This is a genomic window from Kitasatospora sp. NPDC056273 (assembly GCF_042268845.1).
Taxonomy (GTDB): Bacteria; Actinomycetota; Actinomycetes; order Streptomycetales; family Streptomycetaceae; genus Kitasatospora.
On the sequence record NZ_JBHJSJ010000001.1, the window covers coordinates 362,194 to 379,900 of the forward strand.

The 17,707-nt window shown below is 75.8% G+C and carries 15 protein-coding genes; 13 read left to right on the forward strand and 2 right to left on the reverse strand.

The annotated features are described in order from the left end of the window. The first annotated feature begins 2,721 nt into the window (after positions 1-2,721). From ACFCY1_RS01400 to ACFCY1_RS01455, 12 genes are all read left to right on the forward strand, one after another. Complete coding sequence (locus tag ACFCY1_RS01400; protein ID WP_375873112.1) at positions 2,722-3,327, forward strand: hypothetical protein; 606 nt, start codon at positions 2,722-2,724, stop codon at positions 3,325-3,327. A gap of 103 nt (positions 3,328-3,430) precedes the next feature. Next, positions 3,431-3,856 (forward strand): phage tail protein, encoded by a 426-nt coding sequence (locus ACFCY1_RS01405; RefSeq protein WP_049657629.1) that lies wholly within the window; start codon positions 3,431-3,433, stop codon positions 3,854-3,856. Between the two features lie 60 nt (positions 3,857-3,916). After that, the gene (locus ACFCY1_RS01410) at positions 3,917-4,669 is read left to right on the forward strand and encodes a LysM peptidoglycan-binding domain-containing protein (RefSeq protein ID WP_117485891.1); all 753 of its coding nucleotides are present in this window, start codon (positions 3,917-3,919) and stop codon (positions 4,667-4,669) included. Beyond that, the gene (locus ACFCY1_RS01415; protein WP_375873113.1) at positions 4,666-6,444 is read left to right on the forward strand and encodes a VgrG-related protein; all 1,779 of its coding nucleotides are present in this window, start codon (positions 4,666-4,668) and stop codon (positions 6,442-6,444) included. The genes ACFCY1_RS01410 and ACFCY1_RS01415 overlap by 4 nt, the downstream gene beginning before the upstream one ends. A gap of 74 nt (positions 6,445-6,518) precedes the next feature. Beyond that, on the forward strand, positions 6,519-6,836 hold the full coding sequence (locus ACFCY1_RS01420) for a PAAR domain-containing protein (RefSeq protein ID WP_049657623.1): 318 nt from the start codon (positions 6,519-6,521) through the stop codon (positions 6,834-6,836). Then, complete coding sequence (locus tag ACFCY1_RS01425) at positions 6,833-7,255, forward strand: GPW/gp25 family protein (protein WP_049657621.1); 423 nt, start codon at positions 6,833-6,835, stop codon at positions 7,253-7,255. The genes ACFCY1_RS01420 and ACFCY1_RS01425 overlap by 4 nt, the downstream gene beginning before the upstream one ends. After that, positions 7,255-9,216, forward strand: coding sequence for a putative baseplate assembly protein (locus ACFCY1_RS01430; RefSeq protein ID WP_375873114.1), 1,962 nt, complete (start codon positions 7,255-7,257; stop codon positions 9,214-9,216). The genes ACFCY1_RS01425 and ACFCY1_RS01430 overlap by 1 nt, the downstream gene beginning before the upstream one ends. Next, complete coding sequence (locus ACFCY1_RS01435) at positions 9,213-9,776, forward strand: phage tail protein (protein WP_375873115.1); 564 nt, start codon at positions 9,213-9,215, stop codon at positions 9,774-9,776. Before ACFCY1_RS01430 ends, ACFCY1_RS01435 begins: the two co-directional genes overlap by 4 nt. A gap of 3 nt (positions 9,777-9,779) precedes the next feature. Then, entirely contained in the window at positions 9,780-11,063 is a 1,284-nt protein-coding gene (locus ACFCY1_RS01440) for a zinc-ribbon domain-containing protein (protein WP_375873116.1), read from the forward strand. Positions 11,064-11,091: 28 nt separating this feature from the next. Further along, positions 11,092-12,120: a winged helix-turn-helix domain-containing protein gene (locus ACFCY1_RS01445; protein ID WP_375873117.1), complete on the forward strand. Its 1,029-nt coding sequence runs from the start codon at positions 11,092-11,094 to the stop codon at positions 12,118-12,120. A 128-nt stretch (positions 12,121-12,248) separates the two neighbouring features. Beyond that, complete coding sequence (locus ACFCY1_RS01450; protein WP_117485879.1) at positions 12,249-12,617, forward strand: hypothetical protein; 369 nt, start codon at positions 12,249-12,251, stop codon at positions 12,615-12,617. A gap of 99 nt (positions 12,618-12,716) precedes the next feature. Continuing rightward, positions 12,717-14,771 (forward strand): transglycosylase domain-containing protein, encoded by a 2,055-nt coding sequence (locus tag ACFCY1_RS01455; RefSeq protein ID WP_375873118.1) that lies wholly within the window; start codon positions 12,717-12,719, stop codon positions 14,769-14,771. Between the two features lie 58 nt (positions 14,772-14,829). On the opposite strand, the gene ACFCY1_RS01460 is transcribed toward ACFCY1_RS01455, so the two are convergent. Continuing rightward, positions 14,830-15,321 (reverse strand): signal peptide protein, encoded by a 492-nt coding sequence (locus tag ACFCY1_RS01460; RefSeq protein WP_375873119.1) that lies wholly within the window; start codon positions 15,319-15,321, stop codon positions 14,830-14,832. A gap of 303 nt (positions 15,322-15,624) precedes the next feature. On the opposite strand from ACFCY1_RS01460, the gene ACFCY1_RS01465 reads away from it, so the two are divergent. Beyond that, complete coding sequence (locus ACFCY1_RS01465) at positions 15,625-16,773, forward strand: PP2C family protein-serine/threonine phosphatase (protein WP_117485875.1); 1,149 nt, start codon at positions 15,625-15,627, stop codon at positions 16,771-16,773. A 7-nt stretch (positions 16,774-16,780) separates the two neighbouring features. On the opposite strand, the gene ACFCY1_RS01470 is transcribed toward ACFCY1_RS01465, so the two are convergent. After that, entirely contained in the window at positions 16,781-17,521 is a 741-nt protein-coding gene (locus tag ACFCY1_RS01470; RefSeq protein ID WP_375873120.1) for an MgtC/SapB family protein, read from the reverse strand. Between the last annotated feature and the right edge of the window lie 186 nt (positions 17,522-17,707).

A 17,707-nucleotide genomic window follows, 5' to 3' on the forward strand; every position in this document is an offset into this window, starting at 1 on the left:
GGCGTCAGCGACGGCCTGAGGTTCCGGTCCCGGCTCACCGCCTGGCAGGACCCCTCGCTCTGCGGGCCGCTCGGCCACGCGGTCCTCCCGACCGCGCCGGCCGGCATCCTGCGGGCCGTGGCGGGGCCGGGCTCTCCGGCGCCCGTCCGCACGGGTGGAGACGAACTCGTCGTGCCGGTCCTCCCGAGGGAGTCCGGGGCGGAAGAGCCCGTGGAGAGCGGGGAGTCGGCGGCGGCCCGGCAGGCCCGGCCGGTCCAGCGGTCCGTCCGGCTGCGGCGGCTTCCGGTGCGCTCGGGGCCGCGTCCGGCACGTGCGGGCGGGGCCTCCGGCGGTGCGCCGGGGCCTGCGGCGACGGCAGCCGGGGCGGCGGAGCAGGGTGAGCCGAAGTCCGGTGGTGCCCAGGGGAGTTCACCTCGTCCTGCGGTGTCGGCGAATGATGCCGGGACGCCCGGTGGGTCGGCTCCTGCCGGGGTGACGCCCGCTGTGGGCGCTGCCTCGTCGCGTCCCTACGGGGCCGAGCGTCCGGTCCGTCCGCGTTCCGTCAGTGCACCGTTGACCGTCGCGCGGCGCCCCCGGGCCCTGCCCGTGCGCCCGGTGACGGCCGTCCCGGGGGCGGTCGGCAGGCGGGATGCCGTCGCCGAGCCGTCGAGCCGGGCGACGGACGCGCCGCCGCCACTCGCGGCGGCGACGGCCGAATCCGCCGACGGCTCGCGGCCGTCCGCGAACCCCGAGGCTGTCGTACGGACGCCGCCGGGTGCGGGAGCCGCCGCTGTGCCCGACCGGGGCGCGGGGGTGGTCCAGCGCGCCGCCGTGTCGGGTGGTGGCGCGGCCGCCCGCCCGGTCCTCGGCGCGCCCCTGACCGCGCTGCCTGCCAGTGCCTCGCCCCTGGCCACCGGCGGCCCCCGGGGCGCTGACGCCCCTTCGGGTGCGCCGGCCATGCCCGTCGTCTCCGCCGCCGACCCGGGGCCCACCGGCTCCGAGGCGGGCGGGACCGATGGTGCCCGGCCGTCCGGCGGCGGGGGCCGTGACGCCGCCACCACCCCTGCCCGCCGTGCCCGTACGGCCGCCGGGTCGGGGAACTCGGCACCGGTGCGGCCCGACCGTGGGTCCGCCGGGAGCGCATCCGTCCAGCGCGCGCCGTCCGGGACCGGCACGCCCGCACCCTCGTCGTCGCCGACCCCGGGTCGTGCCGCGTCGGCTCAGCCCGGTTCGGCCCCTGCCCGCAGGGGTGGGACCGCCGAGGGCACGTCTGTTCAGCGCGTTCCGTCCTTGCCGACTTCCGGTAATGCTGCGCCAACCCAGACCGGTTCGGCCCCCGCCCGCAGGAGCGAGGCCGTCGAGGGCGCGTCCGTCCAGCGTGCGACGTTCTCGCCCGCGCCGTCAGCACCGGCTCCCGGTCGTGCCGCGTCGGCTCAGCCTGACCCGGCCTCCACCCGTCGGGGCGGGACCGTCGAGGGCACCACGTCCGCGCCCGCGCCGTCAGCGTCGACCCAATTCGACCCGGCCCCCGCCCGTAGGGGTGGGACCGCCGAGGGCGCGTCCGTCCAGCGTGCGACGTCCGCGCCCGCGCCGTCAGCGCCGACCCAGCCCGACCCGGCCCCTGCCCGGACGCGCGGGGGCCTGGGCGCGCCGCTCGACGCGCTGCCGCCGACGGCGGCCGTGGCGGGGGGCGCCGCTCCCTTGCTCGGCGGGCGCCGACCGGTCCAGCGGATCACGCCTCCGGCGGCAGGCCAGGCCGTCCCTGCCGTCACCTCGACGGTGACCGGTGAGGGGCTGCCCGTGCAGCGCGCCGTCGGGCAGCCCGGCGACAGCCCGGCGGAGCCCAACTCCCCGTCCCGGAGCGGTGATGGCGGACGATCGGCGGGTTCGACCAGCCCGGCTGCCGGCACCCACGGTGCGCACCCGCAGGGGGAACACAGCCATCGCGGACCGGCCGCCGGACGCCCGGCGGCCTCCGACACCCGGCAGGGGACGACGGGCACCGCCGCCGCCTCGCCGTCCGGCGGCGGCCCGGAGCGGCGGCCGGGTACCTCCGCGCAGCCGATCGTCCCCGGCGCCCGGCCCCGCCCTGCGGGCGCCGCGCCCGCAGGTGGCAGCGGCCAGGTGGTTCCCGTGACGGTTCCCGCACGTCCGGCTTCCGGCGGTCTGGGCGTGCAGCGCGCCGTCCAACTCATCGGCCAGCGGCGCGGGTTGCTCGGCGATCGCCGGATGACGGTCGCCCTCGCCACTCCGCCGGCGCCGCCCGCGACCGGCACCTCCGTGCCCACCGGCGCGGGCACGGCGCCCGCCAAGCCCGTGGTCCCGGCCGTCTGGCCCAACGCGCTCGCCTCCCGTACGGACGGCGGAGCGGCGGCCGCGCCGGCCACGGGTGCTCCGCAGCACGCGCGTGCGCAGGTGCGGCGCCCGTCGGGCACCGGGGACGGCAGCGGTGCCACCGCCAGGACGTCGGCTCCGCAGGCGGGCCCGGCGAGGTTCGGCCCCCCGGCGCGGTTCAGCACCCCGGCGGCGGCCGTCTCCGATGCGGGGGCGTCGCGCGGGGTCATGGCTGCCGTGCAACGCGCGTTCTCCCGGCGGTCGTCGGACCGGGCGGCGGAGCACCCGTCAGCGCAGCCAGGCACCGGCCCGACCGCAGCCGGACCCGCGAATCCGTCGTACGCCGTGCCCGACCGACCCCGTGGGGTGGTCCCGAACCCGAGCGCCCCGGCGTTGCAGCGTTCCGCCATGCCGACGTCGGCAGGCCGCCCGAGCCCCGGCACCCCCGGTACGGCGTCCACGACGGCGGCGGCCGCCGCCCCACGCCCGCCGGTCGTCCGGCTCAGGCCCGTGACGGCCGCGCCGGTCCAGCGCCTCCCGGCGACGTCCCGGCCCCCGCAGCCGTCCCCGGCGCAGCAGCCCGCCGTCCCGGCCGCCACCGTGTCCGCCACCGCACCCGCGCTCGTCGTGTCACGGGCCCTGCCCGCCGGGCACGCCACCACCGCCACCAGGGCCGCCAACGCCGCAGTCACCCCGCCCGCCCCGCCTTCGCCCGCCACGGCGCGGCTGTTGCAGCGGGTGGCCGAGCAGAACGGCCTGACCGGGGTGCCGCTGACCGCCGTACCGGCGCGTACGCCCACCACGGTGCAGCGCGCCGCACCGTCCCCGGCCGCCTCGACCGCCGCGACCACCCCGGGGAGCGCCCCCGGCGGACCGCCCGCCGCGTCGTCCGCCGACCCCGCCGACCTCGACGAACTGGCCCGGCGGCTGGTCGAACCGGTCGGCCGGCTGCTGCGCACCGAGTTGCGCAGGGGCCGGGAGCGCGGCGGCAAGCCGTACGACCTGCGCCGCTGAGCGCGGAGCGGGAAACGCACACCAGAACGACGCACACCAGCCGGACGGCCGCCAGCGGGCCGCGGCGACGTGACCGGAAGCAAGGGAGCAGGGAGCCGAACCGATGACCGACACCATCTTCGCGACCAGCGTGTTCTTCAGCCTGACCATCGGCGGCAACGACCTGGGTGAGTTCACCACCTGCTCGGGACTCGGCGCCCAGGTCGAGATCGAGCAGTACGCGGAGGGCGGCAACAACGGCTTCGCCTGGCAGTTGCCGGGCCGCATCACCTGGACGAACATCACGCTGACCCGGGCGGTCACCGCCGACACGACGAAGATCGCCCGCTGGCTGTCCGAGATCGTCCGCAAGGTCGAGCCGAAGGACGGCGAGATCGTGGCGCTGCGGCCGGACCTGAGCCGGATCGTCGGCTGGCAGGTGCTCGGGATCGTCCCGGTGCGCTGGGAGGGCCCGTCCTTCGACCCGGCCAACTCCCAGGCCGCGATGGAGACCCTGGAGATCGCCCACGCGGGCCTGCGCCCCTTCTGACCCCACCACCCGCCTACCCAACCCCCGCCCGACGGCCCGACCCACGGAAGGAGCACCAGGATGTCCCCAGCGGTCCCCGCGAGCGTCACCCGGGCCCAACTGACCATCATGGAGCCACCGTCCACGGTCGGCGCCCAGCCCGGCGGCACGCTCGCGCAGCTCCGGCTCCAGTTCAACCCGGCGACCCTGGTGCTGCGCAAGACCACCGAGTGGCGGCGCACCCCGTCCCGGATGGCGGGCGAGTCCGCGCTGCCCGAGTTCGTCGGCAGCGGTCCGCGCTCGCTCTCCCTCGACGTGTTCCTGGACTCCACCGCGACCCACGACAACTCGGTGGAGCGGGCGGTGGAGCAGCTGATGACGGCCTGCGTGCCCACCCCGGCCAGCCTGGCGCGCAAGACGCCGGCCAGCCCGTGGATCCGGCTGGACTGGGGCACCCTGAAGACCACGTCGTTCAACGGGGTGCTGACCGGCCTCTCGGTCACCTACTCGCTCTTCGACGTGGACGGGAAGCCGCTGCGGGCGGTCTGCTCGCTCACCATCGACGAGGCCAGCGTCGACCCGGCCGGCCAGAACCCGACCTCGGGCTCGCCGGAGGCCCGCAGCACCCACCGGGTGATCGCCGGCGACAGCCTGCCGCTGCTCGCCTGGCGCGCCTACGGGGACGCCACCGCCTGGCGCACCATCGCGGAGGCCAACGACATCGACGACCCGCTGGCGCTGATCCCGGGCGCCGAGCTGATCGTGCCGGGGATCGAGGAGCTCACCCAGAGCGGACGGACCCCGAGCGGCTCCGCGCAGGGGGTACGGCCATGACCACGCCCGAGGCCCGCGGCGGCCGCTCCTTCGCCGCCGACCCCGTCGTCGAGGCGCCCGGCCCGCTGCCGCCGATCTGGGCGACCCAGCTGGTCTCCTGCGACATCGAGGAGAGCGTCGGCCTGCCCGACACCGCCGTGCTGTCCTTCCGGGACGCCGACCACACCTTCCTCTCCGCCACCGGCATCACCATCGGCACCCCGCTGAAGGTGTCCGTGGTGACCGTCCAGGGGAACACCCGGGCGCGGCTGTTCACCGGCGAGGTGACGGCGCTGGAGCTGGAGGTGGACACCACGGGCTCGTACACCGTGGTGCGGGCCTCGGCCGTCACCCACCGGCTGATGCGCGGGCGCCGGGTGAAGGCCTTCCGGAACATGACGACCGCCGACATCGTCCGCGAGGTCGCCTCCGGAGCGGGCCTGACCTGCGGGCGGGTGGACGCCTTCCCGGTCGTCCACCAGCAGCTCTCCCAGGCCAATGTCCCGGACTGGGAGTTCCTCCAGTTCCTGGCGCAGGAGAGCGGCGCCCAGGTGCGGGTGGACGACGACGGGAAGCTGGAGTTCGTCAAGCCCGACCCCGCCTCTGGCGCGCCGGCCCCCTCCACCCCCGCGCCGCAGAACCCGCTGGTGCTGGAGTACGGGCGCAACCTGCTGGAGCTGCGCGGCGTGCTGACCGGCGCCGGAGGGGCGGACACCGTCGAGGCGCGCGGCTGGAACGTCACCACCAAGAGCGCCCTGGTCGCCACCGAGCCCGCGGTGACGTCACAGACCGTGCAGCCGGGGATGAGCCCCTCGGCGGTGACCTCCGCCTTCCCCGGCCGGGCCCGGCTGACCGTCGCCGACACCCCGTACCGCACCCAGGCGGAGACCGCCTCGGTGGCCCGGTCGCTGGCCGCCTCGGTGGCGGCCGGCTTCGGCGAGCTGGAGGTCGTCGCCGAGGGCAACCCGCGGCTGCGGGCGGGCACCGCGGTCGCCCTGGGCAACGTCGGCGCCGCCTTCTCCGGTCGCTACACCGCCACGGGGGTGCGCCACCTGCTCGAACCGTTCCGCGGCTACCGCACCACCGTGGTGGTCAGCGCGGCCCCCGACCGGTCGCTGGCCGGGCTGACCAGCGGCGGCAACGCGCCGCCGCGCGGGCCGCGGATACCCGGCCTGGCCGTCGCCGTGGTCACCGACGTCCGGGAGCCGGGCGGCGGGCAGCGCGGCTGGGTGAAGCTCAAGTTCCCCTGGCTGGACGACACCTATGTCTCCGACTGGGTGCGCACCGTGCAGTGGGGCGGCGCCGGGGGCGGCGGGGTCGTCAGCCCCGAGGTCAACGACGAGGTGCTGGTCGGCTTCGAGCAGGGCGACCTGGACAGTCCGTACGTGCTGGGCGGGCTCTACAACGGCGTGGACCGGCCCTCCCCGCACGACGTGCCGCTGGTCGACACGGGCTCCGGCAAGGTCAACCGCCGTTCCGTGGTGTCCCGTTCGGGCCACCGGATGGAGCTGCTGGACGTACCGGGCGGCAAGTCCGGCGTCCGGCTGGCGAGCGGCGACGGCAAGCTGGAGGTCAAGCTGGACCAGCAGCGCGGCGAGATCGTGCTGACCGTCCACGGCCTCGGCGGCGCGGCCGGCAGCACCGTGCGGCTCTCCCCCTCCGGCATCACCCTGGACGCGGGCACCGGCACGGTGGACGTGCGCGGCGGATCGGTCACCGTCCGGGGCACGACGGCGGTCACCGTGGAAGGCGGCGCCGAGGCGGTGCTCAAGGGGGCCATCGTCCGGATCAACTGACGTATCGTCACAGACACTTGGCAGTAGACGCGTGCCCCACGACCAGCGGGCACCATCCGAAACGGAGACCGCACATGCCCCCCGCAGCCCGGACCGGCGACCTGACCGATCACGGCGGCGCCCTCACCACCCCGCCGCCGGGCGCCCTCAAGGTGGCGACCGTGCTGATCGGCGGCCGCCCCGCCGCCGTCGTCGGCACCGTCCACGCCTGCGTCGTCCCCCCGCACCTGGCGCTGGGCCCCGGCGACGTGGTGCTGCCCTCCCCGGGCGCGCTCGCCGGGGGAGTGGTGCTGATCGGCGGCCTGCCCGCGGCGCGCGTGGGGGACAAGACCACCTGCGGCGCCACCGTCACCGTCGGCGCGTTCAACGTGCTGATCGGCGGTGCCGTATGACGGGCAGCTTCATCGGCCGCGGCTGGGCCTTCCCGCTGCGCGTCAACGCCACCGGGGGCATCGCCCTGGTGGAGCGCGACCGCGAACTCGCGGAGGCGATCCGGCTGATCCTCGGCACCGCCCCCGGCGAGCGGCCGATGCGCCCCGAGTTCGGCTGCGGCATCCACGAGTACGTCTTCGCCACCGGCGACAGCACCACCGCCGGGCGGATCGCCCGCGAGGTGCGCATCGCGCTGGAGCGCTGGGAACCGAGGATCGAGGTGGACGACGTGGTGATCGCCTTCGACAGCGTCGAGGAGGGCACCCTCTACATCGACGTCCACTACACCGTGCGGGCCACCAACGACCGCCGCAACCTGGTCTTCCCCTTCTACACCATCCCGGAACACCCGAACTCGGCCGAGGGGTCTGCGAACTGATGGCCCTGCCCTCCCCGAACCTGGACGACCGCCGCTTCCAGCAACTCGTCGACGAGGCCAAGCGGTACGTCCAGCAGCGCGCCCCCGAGTGGACCGACCACAACGTCTCCGACCCGGGCGTCACCCTGATCGAGACCTTCGCCTACCTGGTGGACCAGCTGCTCTACCGGCTGAACCGGGTGCCGGAGAAGAACTACGCCGCCTTCCTCGACCTGCTCGGCATCCGGCTCTTCCCGCCGGCCGCCGCCCGGGCCGAGGTCGACTTCTGGCTCTCCGCCCCGCAGACCGAGACCGTCCTGCTGCGGGCCGGCACCGAGGTCTCCACGCTGCGCACCGAGACCGACGAGGCGGTCGTCCTCTCCACCGCCGAGGACCTGCCGATCGTCCCCAGCTCGCTGGAGCGGCTGGTCACCGTCTCCGCCTCCGGCGAGCAGTCCGACGGCACGGCCCGACTGGCCGACGGCGCGGACGTCCGGTGCTTCCAGCAGCGCCCGGTGGCCGGGGACGCCATGCTCTTCGCCCTGCCGGCCGTGGTGCCGCGCTGCATCCTGGTCGTCCGGCTGGACAGCCGGGTCGAGGGCGTCGGCGTCGACCCGCGCCAGCCGCCGCTGGCCTGGGAGGTCTGGGACGGCGCGCGCTGGATCGCCTGCGAGACCGGCAGCGACACCACCGGCGGCCTCAACCGGCCCGGCGAGGTGGTCGTCTTCGTGCCCGCCGGGCACACCGCCTCGGTGGTCGCCGGACGGCGGGCCGGCTGGCTGCGCTGCCGGGTCACCGAGCCGCAGCCGGGCCAGCCGTTCTACTCCGAGTCGCCCACCATCCGCCGGGCCGAGGTGTTCACCGTCGGCGGCACCGCCACCGCCGTCCACGCGCAGACCGTCACCGACGCGCCGCTCGGCACCTCGGAGGGCGTCGCGGGCCAGCGCTTCCGGCTCGCCCGGCCCCCGGTGCTGCTCGACGGCGAGCCCCCGGTGGTCGAGGTCGCGGCCGGCGAGGGCTGGGAACGGTGGACGGTCGTCGAGCACTTCGGCGAGTCCTCGCCCACCGACCGGCACGTGGTGCTGGACGCCACCACCGGCGAGTTCCTCTTCCCGCCCGCGGTCCGCGAACCGGACGGCAGCCTGCGCGCCTTCGGCGCCGTCCCGCCCAAGGGCGCCCACCTGCGCGTCCCGCGCTACCGCACCGGCGGCGGGATCGCGGGCAACGTCGCCCGCGGCACCATCACGGTGCTGCGCAGCTCCGTCCCGTACATCGCCCGGGTCGACAACCGGGAGGCGGCCCGCGGCGGGGTCGACGGCGAGACCGTCGAGAACGCCAAGGCCCGCGCCCCGCACCAGCTGCGCCTGCAGGAACGTGCCGTCACCGCCGGGGACTTCGAGCTGATCGCCCGGCAGGCCGCGCCGTCCGCCGCCCGGATCAGCTGCGTGCCCGCCACCGGCGGGGAGGCGGGCGCGGTGCGGGTGCTGGTCGTCCCCGACGCCGTCGCGGACGAGGGCGACCGGCTGCGCTTCGAGCAGCTGATCCCCGACGACCAGGTGCTGGCCTCCGTCGCGACCGCCCTCGACGAGCGGCGGCTGATCGGCACCCGGCTGGTCGTCCAGCCGCCCGCCTACCAGGGCGTGACGGTGGTCGCCCGGCTCACCACCCGCGCCGCCGACCCCGACCGGGTCCGCGAGGAGGTGCTCGCCGCGCTCTACCGGTACCTCAACCCGCTGCGCGGCGGCGCCGACGGCACGGGCTGGCCGTTCGGCCGGGCGGTGCAGTACGGGGAGGTGTTCGCGGTGCTCCAGCGGGTGGCCGCCGTCGCGGGCGTCGACGAACTGCGGCTGTTCCCGGCCGACCCGATCACCGGCCGCCGGGGCGCGCCGACCGAGCGGGTCGAGGTCCCGCCGGACGCCCTGGTCTTCTCCCACCAGCACCAGGTCGTGGTCACCGCGCAGGCCGAGGACGGGCGGTCATGACCAGAGCCGCCGTCCCCGGGCTGCCCAGCCCGCACCCGATCGGCGAACTGCTGCCCGCGCTGTTCGCCGAGGACGACTTCGCCCAGCGGTTCACGGCCGGCCTGGACACCGTCCTCGCCCCGGTCTTCGCCACCCTGGACAACCTGCCCGCCTACTTCCGACCCGGCCTCGCGCCCGCCGACTTCCTCGACTGGCTGGCCTCCTGGGTCGCGGTCGAGGTCGACCCGGCCTGGCCGGTCGAGGTGCGCCGCGCCGTGGTCGGGCGCGCGGTGGAACTGCACCGCTGGCGCGGCACCCGGCGCGGCCTCACCGAACGGCTGCGGCTGGTGCTCGGCGTCGGCGCCGAGATCGTGGACGGCGGCGGCGCCTCCTGGTCCGCCGACCCGGACGCCCCGCTGCCGCCCGCGCCGAGCGGCGAGCTGCTGGTCCGGGTCTGGCCGCTGCGCGGAGCGGAACCGGACGAGGACCAGGTGCGGTCCGTCGTCAGGGCCGGCTGTCCGGTCCATCTGACCTGCCGGGTGGAGATCCTGCCCGGCCCACCCGGGCGAGCGGAGGGCTGACGAATGCCGGTGTGCCCCGAATGCGGAACGGCCAACGGGGAGGGGGACGACTTCTGCGGCAACTGCGGCGCCTACCTCGGCTGGTCGCGCACCGCCGGTGCCGCGTCGGCCGTGCCCGCGCCCGCGCAGGCCGAGCCGGTGCCGGCCCCCGCGCCGAAGCCGACGCCTGCGCCGACGCCTGAGCCGACGCCCGCCTCCGCGCCTGCTCCTACGCCCACGCCCACCCCCGCTCCCGCCGAACCCGTACGGCGAAGCGCCTCGCGCCGGACGGCGCGCGCCGAACCGGAAGCCAAGGACGGCGAGGCGAAGCAGGAGGCGAAGGAGCGGGTCGAAGCATCGCGACCGCCTGCCCCGGCCCCGGCCGCCGAACCCCCGGCCGCCGCCGACCCCCCGCGCCCCGCGACCGCCCCCGTACGGCCGACCCCCGTACGCCCGGCCCCCGTGCGGACCCCGGCCCCCGACCCCGCAGCGCAGGTCCCCGGTGCGCAGCCCCCCGCAGCCCCGGCCGACCCGGTGGCCGTCCAGCCCGCCAAGCCGGTCGCGCCCCGCCCCGTCAGCCGGGCGACCGAGGCCGTCGAGACCCAGGACGGCCCGCCCTGCCCCAGCTGCGGCACGCCCAACCTGCCCGGGCGGAAGTTCTGCCGCCGCTGCGCCGCACCGCTGACCCCCACCGAAGCCGTCCCCGAACTGCCCTGGTGGCGCACCCGCTGGCCGTTCCGGCGCCGGGTGCGGATCGGCGGCTCGGGCAACGCGCTGCGCCGCACCATCGCCCTGCTCGCGCTCGTCGCGGTGGTCGTGGCCGGGGTCCTGCTCTTCCCGGCCGGTCAGCGGGTCTTCCAGGACGTCCTGGACAAGGTCCGCGGCACCGCGCCGATCGCCCCCGCCGCCACCTCGGCGAGCGCCGCCGTCGAGGGCCACCCGGCCACCCTGGCCGACGACGGCCTCAGCAACACCTACTGGGGCGCGCCCGCGATCGGGGACTCCGTCACCTTCTCCTTCCGCGGCCCGTTCCGGCTGGTGGACCTGATCGTCCACACCGGGGCCTCCCCGGACCCCCAGCAGTTCCAGCAGCAGGCCCGCCCCGTCGTCCTCACCCTGGAGGTCACCGGGAAGGACGGCGAGGTCCACACCCAGCAGGTCCCGCTCAACGACCAGCCGGGCCCGCAGACCGTCCAGACCGGGATCAGCGACGTCACCCAGGTGAAGCTCACCGTCCGGGAGGCCGCCGGGACCGGCCCCGGCCGCGCCATCGCGCTCGCGGAGGTGGAGTTCTTCAAACGCACCTGACCCCGTCGCCCGCCACCGGAGGGAACCCATGGTCTACCGGATCCACTTCACCTCCCAGGACCTGGCCAGGACCCGGCCGGCGGGTCCGATGCCGTTCGCCGAACTCCTGGCCGCGGCGCGGGCCCTACAGGACCGGAGCCGCGCGGCGCGGCTGGACCCGTGGCGGCGGAGCGTCCTGGGGCGGCTGCCCGAGCGGGCCCGGATGGCGCTCTCCCTGGCACCGGCGGACGGCTGGGGGCCGACCTTCCTGATGCCCGCGGTGGCAGGCCGGCCGGAGGAGCTGCTGGAGCGGGTACGGGCGACCCCGGGCCGGCTCGTCGCGGCGGAGCTGGCCGCGATCGCCGAGCACCAGCCCGTCCCCGGGTGGGCCCGCCGCCTGGCCGAGGACGGCGCGCTGCGCGAGGAACTCGCCCAGAGCCTCGGCCTCCTCTACGAGCACCTGGTCGGCCGCTACTGGTCGAGGATCACCGACTGCTACGCCGCGGACCGGGCGGTGCGGATGCGCCAGTTCCTCGGCGGGGGCGTCGAGCTCCTGCTCGCCGGCGCCAGCCCCCGGTGGATGCGCTGGAGGCCGCCGGTGCTGGAGGTCCGCAGCAGGGTCGACCACGACCTGCGGCTCCAGGGGCAGGGCGTCCTGCTGGCCCCCTCGGTGTTCGCCAAGCGGGCCATGGTCAGCGACGACTCCCACGGCCTGCCCCAGCCCGCGGTCACCTTCCCGATCGACGACGGCCGCCCCGCGGGCTGGCCGGACCTGCTCGGCCCCGACCCGGCCCCGGCGGGGTCGGGGCCCACCGTGACCGCCCTGCTCGGGCGCACCCGGGCCGCCGTGCTGCGGGTGGTCGCCGACCACCCGGGCTGCTCGACGAAGGAGCTCGCCGCCCTCGCCGGGATCACCCCCTCCAGCGCCAGCGAGCACGCCACCGTGCTGCGCGAGGCCAGGCTGATCGGCACCTCCCGGTACCGCAACACCGCGCTGCACAGCCCGACCGCCCTCGGCCTCGGACTGCTCGGCGACGGGCCCGGCGTTCCCGATGTGCCCGGTTCGTACGGGAGTTGAGCGGTGCGTCCGTGATTCGGGCCAGGCCGAAACACGTCGAGCGGCGGTGCCCCGGACTCCGAGACTGAGGTGCGGGCGCCGGACCCGGCGGCCCGCACCACGACGTCACTGCTCCCAGGAGGTCCCCCATGCGCTTCGTCCACAAGGCCGGCATCGTCCTCGCGGCCGGATTCGCCGCCGCCGCCACGCTCCTCGCCCCCGTGGCGAACGCCCAGCCGGCCGTCTCGGCGGCCCCGGCCGACTGCCCCAAGGGCTACATCTGCGGCTACAAGTACAGCAACTACCAGCACCTCATGTTCCGCTTCAGCGACTGCGGCATCCTCCAGGAGATCCCCGACGGCCTGAACAGCGGCGGGTCCTGGTACAACAACCAGTCCACCGGCCTCAAGGCGAAGATGTACGGCAAGTCCAAGAACCTCGTCTACACCACGCCCGGCGCCCCCTACGGCGACCCCACCGCAGACTGGGGCCCGGTCTGGTACGTCAAGGCCTGCTGACCCCGCCCCACGGGCCTGCCGCCGGGTGCGCCGTCCGCGCCCGGCGGCGGGCCGGGCTTCCAAGGAGTTCCTCATCTGCGCCGCGTACGGTCACGCGTCATGGCGGAACTGCGGGTGGTGGCGGGCATACGGAAGCTGGGACACGGGACGCGGCTGGTCGCGGTCAGCGTGGTCGCCGGGGTGGTGGCGGCGGGGATGGTGCTGCCCGCGGTGGCGGCGGTCGGGCTCGGCGCGCAGTCGGCGGCGGACGACTTCCAGAGCCTGCCCGACGACTTCAAGACCCCTCCGCTGTCCCAGGCCACGACGATCCTCGACGCCCAGGGCGGCACGATCGCCACCGTGTACGACCGGGACCGCACGGTCGTCCCGGCGGACCGGATCTCCCCGCTGGTGAAGACCGCGCTGGTGGACACCGAGGACAACCGCTTCTACGAGCACGGCGCGATCGACCTCAAGGGCGTGCTGCGCGCCCTGGACAAGAACGCCTCCTCGGGCACCACCGCCCAGGGCGCCTCCACCCTCACCCAGCAGTACGTGAAGAACGTCTTCGTCGAGGAGGCGGGCGACGACCCGCAGAAGGTCGCCGAGGCGCAGCGGCAGACCGTCGGCCGCAAGATCCAGGAGCTGAAGTACGCGATCAAGGTCGAGGAGACCCTGAGCAAGGACCAGATCCTCACCAACTACCTGAACATCACCTTCTTCGGCGAGCAGGCCTACGGCATCGAGGCGGCCTCCCAGCGCTACTTCGGCGTGCACGCCGCGGACCTCACCCTGCCGCAGGCCGCGCTGCTGGCGGGCCTGGTGCAGTCGCCGACCGGCTACGACCCGACGGTCAACCCGACGGCGGCGAAGGAGCGGCGCGACACCGTGCTGCGCAAGATGGCCGGGTACGGGCACATCACCCAGGAGGAGGCTCGGCAGGCGATCGCCGCCCCGCTCGGGCTGAACGTCCAGGCGCCGCAGCAGGGGTGCATCCTGGCCAAGCAGGGCGAGGGCTTCTTCTGCGACTACGTGCGCGAGACGGTGCTCACCGACCCGGCCTTCGGCGCCTCGGCCGCCGAGCGGAAGGCGGTCTGGAAGCGCGGCGGCCTGCAGATCCGCACCACGCTCGACCCGAAGGCCCAGGCGGCGCTCCAGGCCTCGGTCACCGGCCACGTCGACGCGGGCGACCAGGCGGCGACCGCGATGAGCATCGTCCAGCCGGGCACCGGGAGGATCCTGGCGATGGGCCAGAGCCGCCCGTACGGCGTCGACGGCAAGCAGCACCAGACCCAGATCAACTACAACGCCGGCAAGGCCATGGGCGGCGGGCTCGGGTTCCCGACCGGCTCGACCTTCAAGCCGGTCGTCGCGGCGGCGGCCCTGGAGAGCGGCATCCCGGCCGACCAGGCCTACACCACGGACTACAGCATCCCGTGGCCGGCCATGACGGACTGCTCGGGCGGGAGGTTCCCGTCCTCCGGGCAGGTGCACAACGACAGCCAGAGCCTCACCGGCCGGTTCGACATGAAGTCGGCCATGGCGCAGTCCGTCAACACCTACTTCGCGAAGCTGGAGGCCGACACCGGCCTGTGCAACGTCGCGCGGATGACGAACAAGCTGGGCATCACCCAGCAGGCGGGCGGCGAGAAGCTCCAGGTGGTCCCGTCGATGACGCTCGGCAGCAACGACCTGACCCCGCTGACGATGGCGGCCGTCTACGCGGCCTTCGCCGCCCACGGCACCTACTGCGCGCCGACCGCCATCGCCTCGGTGACCGGCCCGGACGGCAAGCCGCTCGCGGTGCCGCAGGCGAACTGCTCGGCGGTGATGTCGGCCGGCACCGCCGACACGGTCAGCGCGATGCTCAAGGGCGTGGTCGAGGACGGCACCGGGCAGACGGCCGGCCTCACCGGCCGGGACAGCGCGGGCAAGACCGGCACCACCAACGACAGCCGCCAGGTGTGGTTCGTCGGCTACACCCCGGAGATGGCGGGTGCGACCGTGGTCAGCGACACCGACAACCCCAAGCCGCTGGACGGCCAGCGGATCGGCGGCCAGGTGGTCGGCCAGGCCTTCGGCGGCACCCTGGCCGGCCCGATCTGGCGCGACGCCATGGACGGCGCGCTGGCGGGCACCCCGGCCGGCACCTTCACGCCGGTGCAGCTGCCCTGAGCCACCGGTGACCCAGGGCAGCCGGTGTCCCGTGGCACCGGCTCGGGGGGCCGGTGACTCAGCGGTAGAGCGCCACCCGGGGCTCGACCGTGCCCTGGAGCGGTGCCTTCCCGACCACGGTGACCCGGTAGTGCGCGGTGAGGGTCTGGTGGCCGTGCAGGACGGTCTTGGCCGGGACGAGCCGGGTGTACAGCGTGCCGGTCTGGCTGCCGAGCGGAATGGCGCGCCAGTGGCCGTCGGGGGAGAGCACCTCGATCCGGATGCTCGCCGGGTTGAGGAAGGGCCCGTTGTCCGGCGACTCGACCAGGATCTGCGGGGCCACCGTCCGGTCGGCCGAGGAGTCGTTGCGGTACGTGACGGTGATCGGCCGGGTCGCGTGGTCGCGCGGCAGCGCGGTCTCGGGGAGCTCCACGAAGGACACCGGCGGGGCGGCGGTCGCGGTCCGGGCACCGGTCGCGGCCTGGGCCGGGGCGACGAGCGCGGCGGTCGGCAGGGCGGCGAGGGCCGCGGCCAGGGCCAGGCTCCGACGGGGGATCTTCAGGGTGCGCATGGCGCCTCCTTCGGCCGGCCGCCGGGTCACCGGTGGCGCCGCGTGGTTCGGGCAGGTCCGTACGGGACCACCCTGCCCCCTCACTCGGAAAGCCGCACGCGGTGGAGCGGTGCCGGGCCCGGGCGGGGTGTCGCGAGCGGTGCTCCGACTGGGCCGAACGTGCGACCGCCGGACCCACCACGCCGCCGCACCGCCGCTGCCGTGACCGAGCCCCGTACCTTGGGCGCAACCTCCGCCGGGCGGCTGCGCGCCGGGGCGGGGCGCCCGAACAGCGGGGGACGTCGCGAGAACGGGAGGAACGGCTTGCGGGCGCGTTCCGTCGAGGAGCCGGGGCCGCGGCTGCCGGTGCTGATCAGGTACGGCCACCGGTCCTGGCTGGTGCCGCTGGCGGTGCTGGCGGCGGTGGTGGGCGTGGACGCGGCCACCCCCGTCACGTTCGCGTCCGTCAGCTGGCTGGCCATGGTTCCGGTGGTGGCCGCCGGGCTCTGCGGGCCGGCGGCCACCACGCTGTTCGCCCTCCTCGCCGTCGTCGCCTACCCGGCCCTGGACAGCATCTGGAGCAAGTCCCAGGGGATCGAGGACTTCCTGCTGGTGATCGCGGGGGCCGCCGTCTCGGTGCCGATCAGCATCTTCCGTGCCCGGGCCGCCGCCTACGTCCACCACCTCCAGGGCACGGCCGAGACCACCCGGCAGGTGGTGCTGCGCCCGGTGCCGCCGGGCTGGGGCGGGGTGGACTCGGCGGCGCGCTACCTGGCCGCGGACGTCGAGGCCCGGGTGGGCGGCGACTTCTACGACGTGCTGGCCACCCCGTTCGGGGCGCGGGTCATCCTCGGCGACGTCCAGGGCAAGGGCCTGCCGGCGGTCTCCGCGGCGGCGGCCCTGGTGGGCTGCTTCCGGGAGGCCGCCTTCCACGAGGCGGACCTGGCCACCGTCGCGTCCTGGCTGGAGGAGCGGCTGCACCGGCAGAACCTGCTGGCGGAGCGGCTGGGGGAGCAGGAGGAGCGGTTCGCCACGGCGGTGGTCGTCTGGTTCCCGGCCGACGCGCCGGGGGAGGTGGAGGTGGTCAACTTCGGCCACGACAGCCCCCACGTCCTCGGCCCCGCGGGGGTGCGCCAGCTGCCGCCGGGCAACGGCGCACCGCTCGGGCTGGCCCAGCTGGCCGGCGGGCTGCCGGAGGTCCGGCGGCTGAGCCTGGGCCCGGAGGAGACGGTCCTGATCGTCTCGGACGGGGTGACCGAGGCCCGCGACCGGACGGGCGCCTTCTTCGCCCTGCGCGACCACCTGGAGCGCCTGGCCGCCCGGCCCGGGGCGGTCGACCCCGGGCGCCTGGTCGACGAGGTGGCGGCCGAGGTCCTCCGGCACACCGGCGGCCGGTTGACGGACGACACCGCCCTGCTCGCCGTCCGGACGCCCCCGGTGGCGCCGGCGGTGCCGGCCGGGTCGGCGGACTGAGCCGGCCTCAGTCCTCGGCGTGACTGACCGCGCAGGTCAGGACGCCCGGGAGGCGGGCCAGTTCGGCGGTGAGGGCGGACAGGTCCCCGCGGCCGTGCACGGTGATGTGCACCTCCGCGATCCGCTCGTCGACGCCGCCGCCGCCCTCGTCGGGCGGCCCGGCCCGGTCCACGGTCGCCAGTTCGGCCACGGCGAACCCCGCGGCGGTGATCCGGGCGAGCAGCAGCCGCAGCAGGCCGTTGCCCTCGGTGTAGGTGACGTGGCAGCTGACGGGGCGGGTGCGCAGCCTCGGCAGCCGGTGGGTGAGCGGCCGCAGCACGTAGCCGACGAAGAAGTAGGCGGCGGTGGCCGCGGTGGCGAGCAGCGGCAGTCCGGCGGCCGCCGCCGTGCCGATCGCGGCGGTCAGCCAGACGGTGGCGGCCGTGGTCAGCCCCCGGATCGAGCCGCGCTGGACGAAGATCACCCCAGCGCCGATGAAGCCCAGCCCGGAGACGATCTGGGCGGCCATCCTGGACGGGTCCAGGGTGACCACGCCGGACTGGACCACGTCGCTGAAGCCGTACTTGCTCACCAGGGTGAAGAGTGCCGCCCCGAGGCCGACGACGGTGTAGGTGCGCAGTCCGGCGGCCTTCTGTCTGATCTCCCGTTCCAGGCCGATCGCGCTGGCCAGCACCAGGGCGATGGCGAAGTCGGTGAAGTGGACCCATCCTTGCCCGAAGGGCTCGACGAACGCTCCCAGCGTCCTCAACTCCTCCTGCCGTCTCAATCGTCCCGCCCGCCCCCGGGAGGGCGGGCACCGATCCCGGTTCGGCGAAGCGGGTGCCGTCGAGCCTACGGTTCATCAGACGATCGGACCGGCGCTCGGACGGGCCGACTTGACGGTCAGGGGGTCGAGCGGAGGCGAACCGACGGCGCGCCGGCTCGGCGGCCCCGC

Coding starts and splice junctions, on each gene's coding strand:
- ACFCY1_RS01400 (WP_375873112.1), top strand. CDS start 2,722: ATGCCGACGTCGGCAGGCCGCCCGAGCCCCGGCACCCCCGGTACGGCG.
- ACFCY1_RS01405 (WP_049657629.1), top strand. CDS start 3,431: ATGACCGACACCATCTTCGCGACCAGCGTGTTCTTCAGCCTGACCATC.
- ACFCY1_RS01410 (WP_117485891.1), top strand. CDS start 3,917: ATGTCCCCAGCGGTCCCCGCGAGCGTCACCCGGGCCCAACTGACCATC.
- ACFCY1_RS01415 (WP_375873113.1), top strand. CDS start 4,666: ATGACCACGCCCGAGGCCCGCGGCGGCCGCTCCTTCGCCGCCGACCCC.
- ACFCY1_RS01420 (WP_049657623.1), top strand. CDS start 6,519: ATGCCCCCCGCAGCCCGGACCGGCGACCTGACCGATCACGGCGGCGCC.
- ACFCY1_RS01425 (WP_049657621.1), top strand. CDS start 6,833: ATGACGGGCAGCTTCATCGGCCGCGGCTGGGCCTTCCCGCTGCGCGTC.
- ACFCY1_RS01430 (WP_375873114.1), top strand. CDS start 7,255: ATGGCCCTGCCCTCCCCGAACCTGGACGACCGCCGCTTCCAGCAACTC.
- ACFCY1_RS01435 (WP_375873115.1), top strand. CDS start 9,213: ATGACCAGAGCCGCCGTCCCCGGGCTGCCCAGCCCGCACCCGATCGGC.
- ACFCY1_RS01440 (WP_375873116.1), top strand. CDS start 9,780: ATGCCGGTGTGCCCCGAATGCGGAACGGCCAACGGGGAGGGGGACGAC.
- ACFCY1_RS01445 (WP_375873117.1), top strand. CDS start 11,092: ATGGTCTACCGGATCCACTTCACCTCCCAGGACCTGGCCAGGACCCGG.
- ACFCY1_RS01450 (WP_117485879.1), top strand. CDS start 12,249: ATGCGCTTCGTCCACAAGGCCGGCATCGTCCTCGCGGCCGGATTCGCC.
- ACFCY1_RS01455 (WP_375873118.1), top strand. CDS start 12,717: ATGGCGGAACTGCGGGTGGTGGCGGGCATACGGAAGCTGGGACACGGG.
- ACFCY1_RS01460 (WP_375873119.1), bottom strand. CDS start 15,321: ATGCGCACCCTGAAGATCCCCCGTCGGAGCCTGGCCCTGGCCGCGGCC.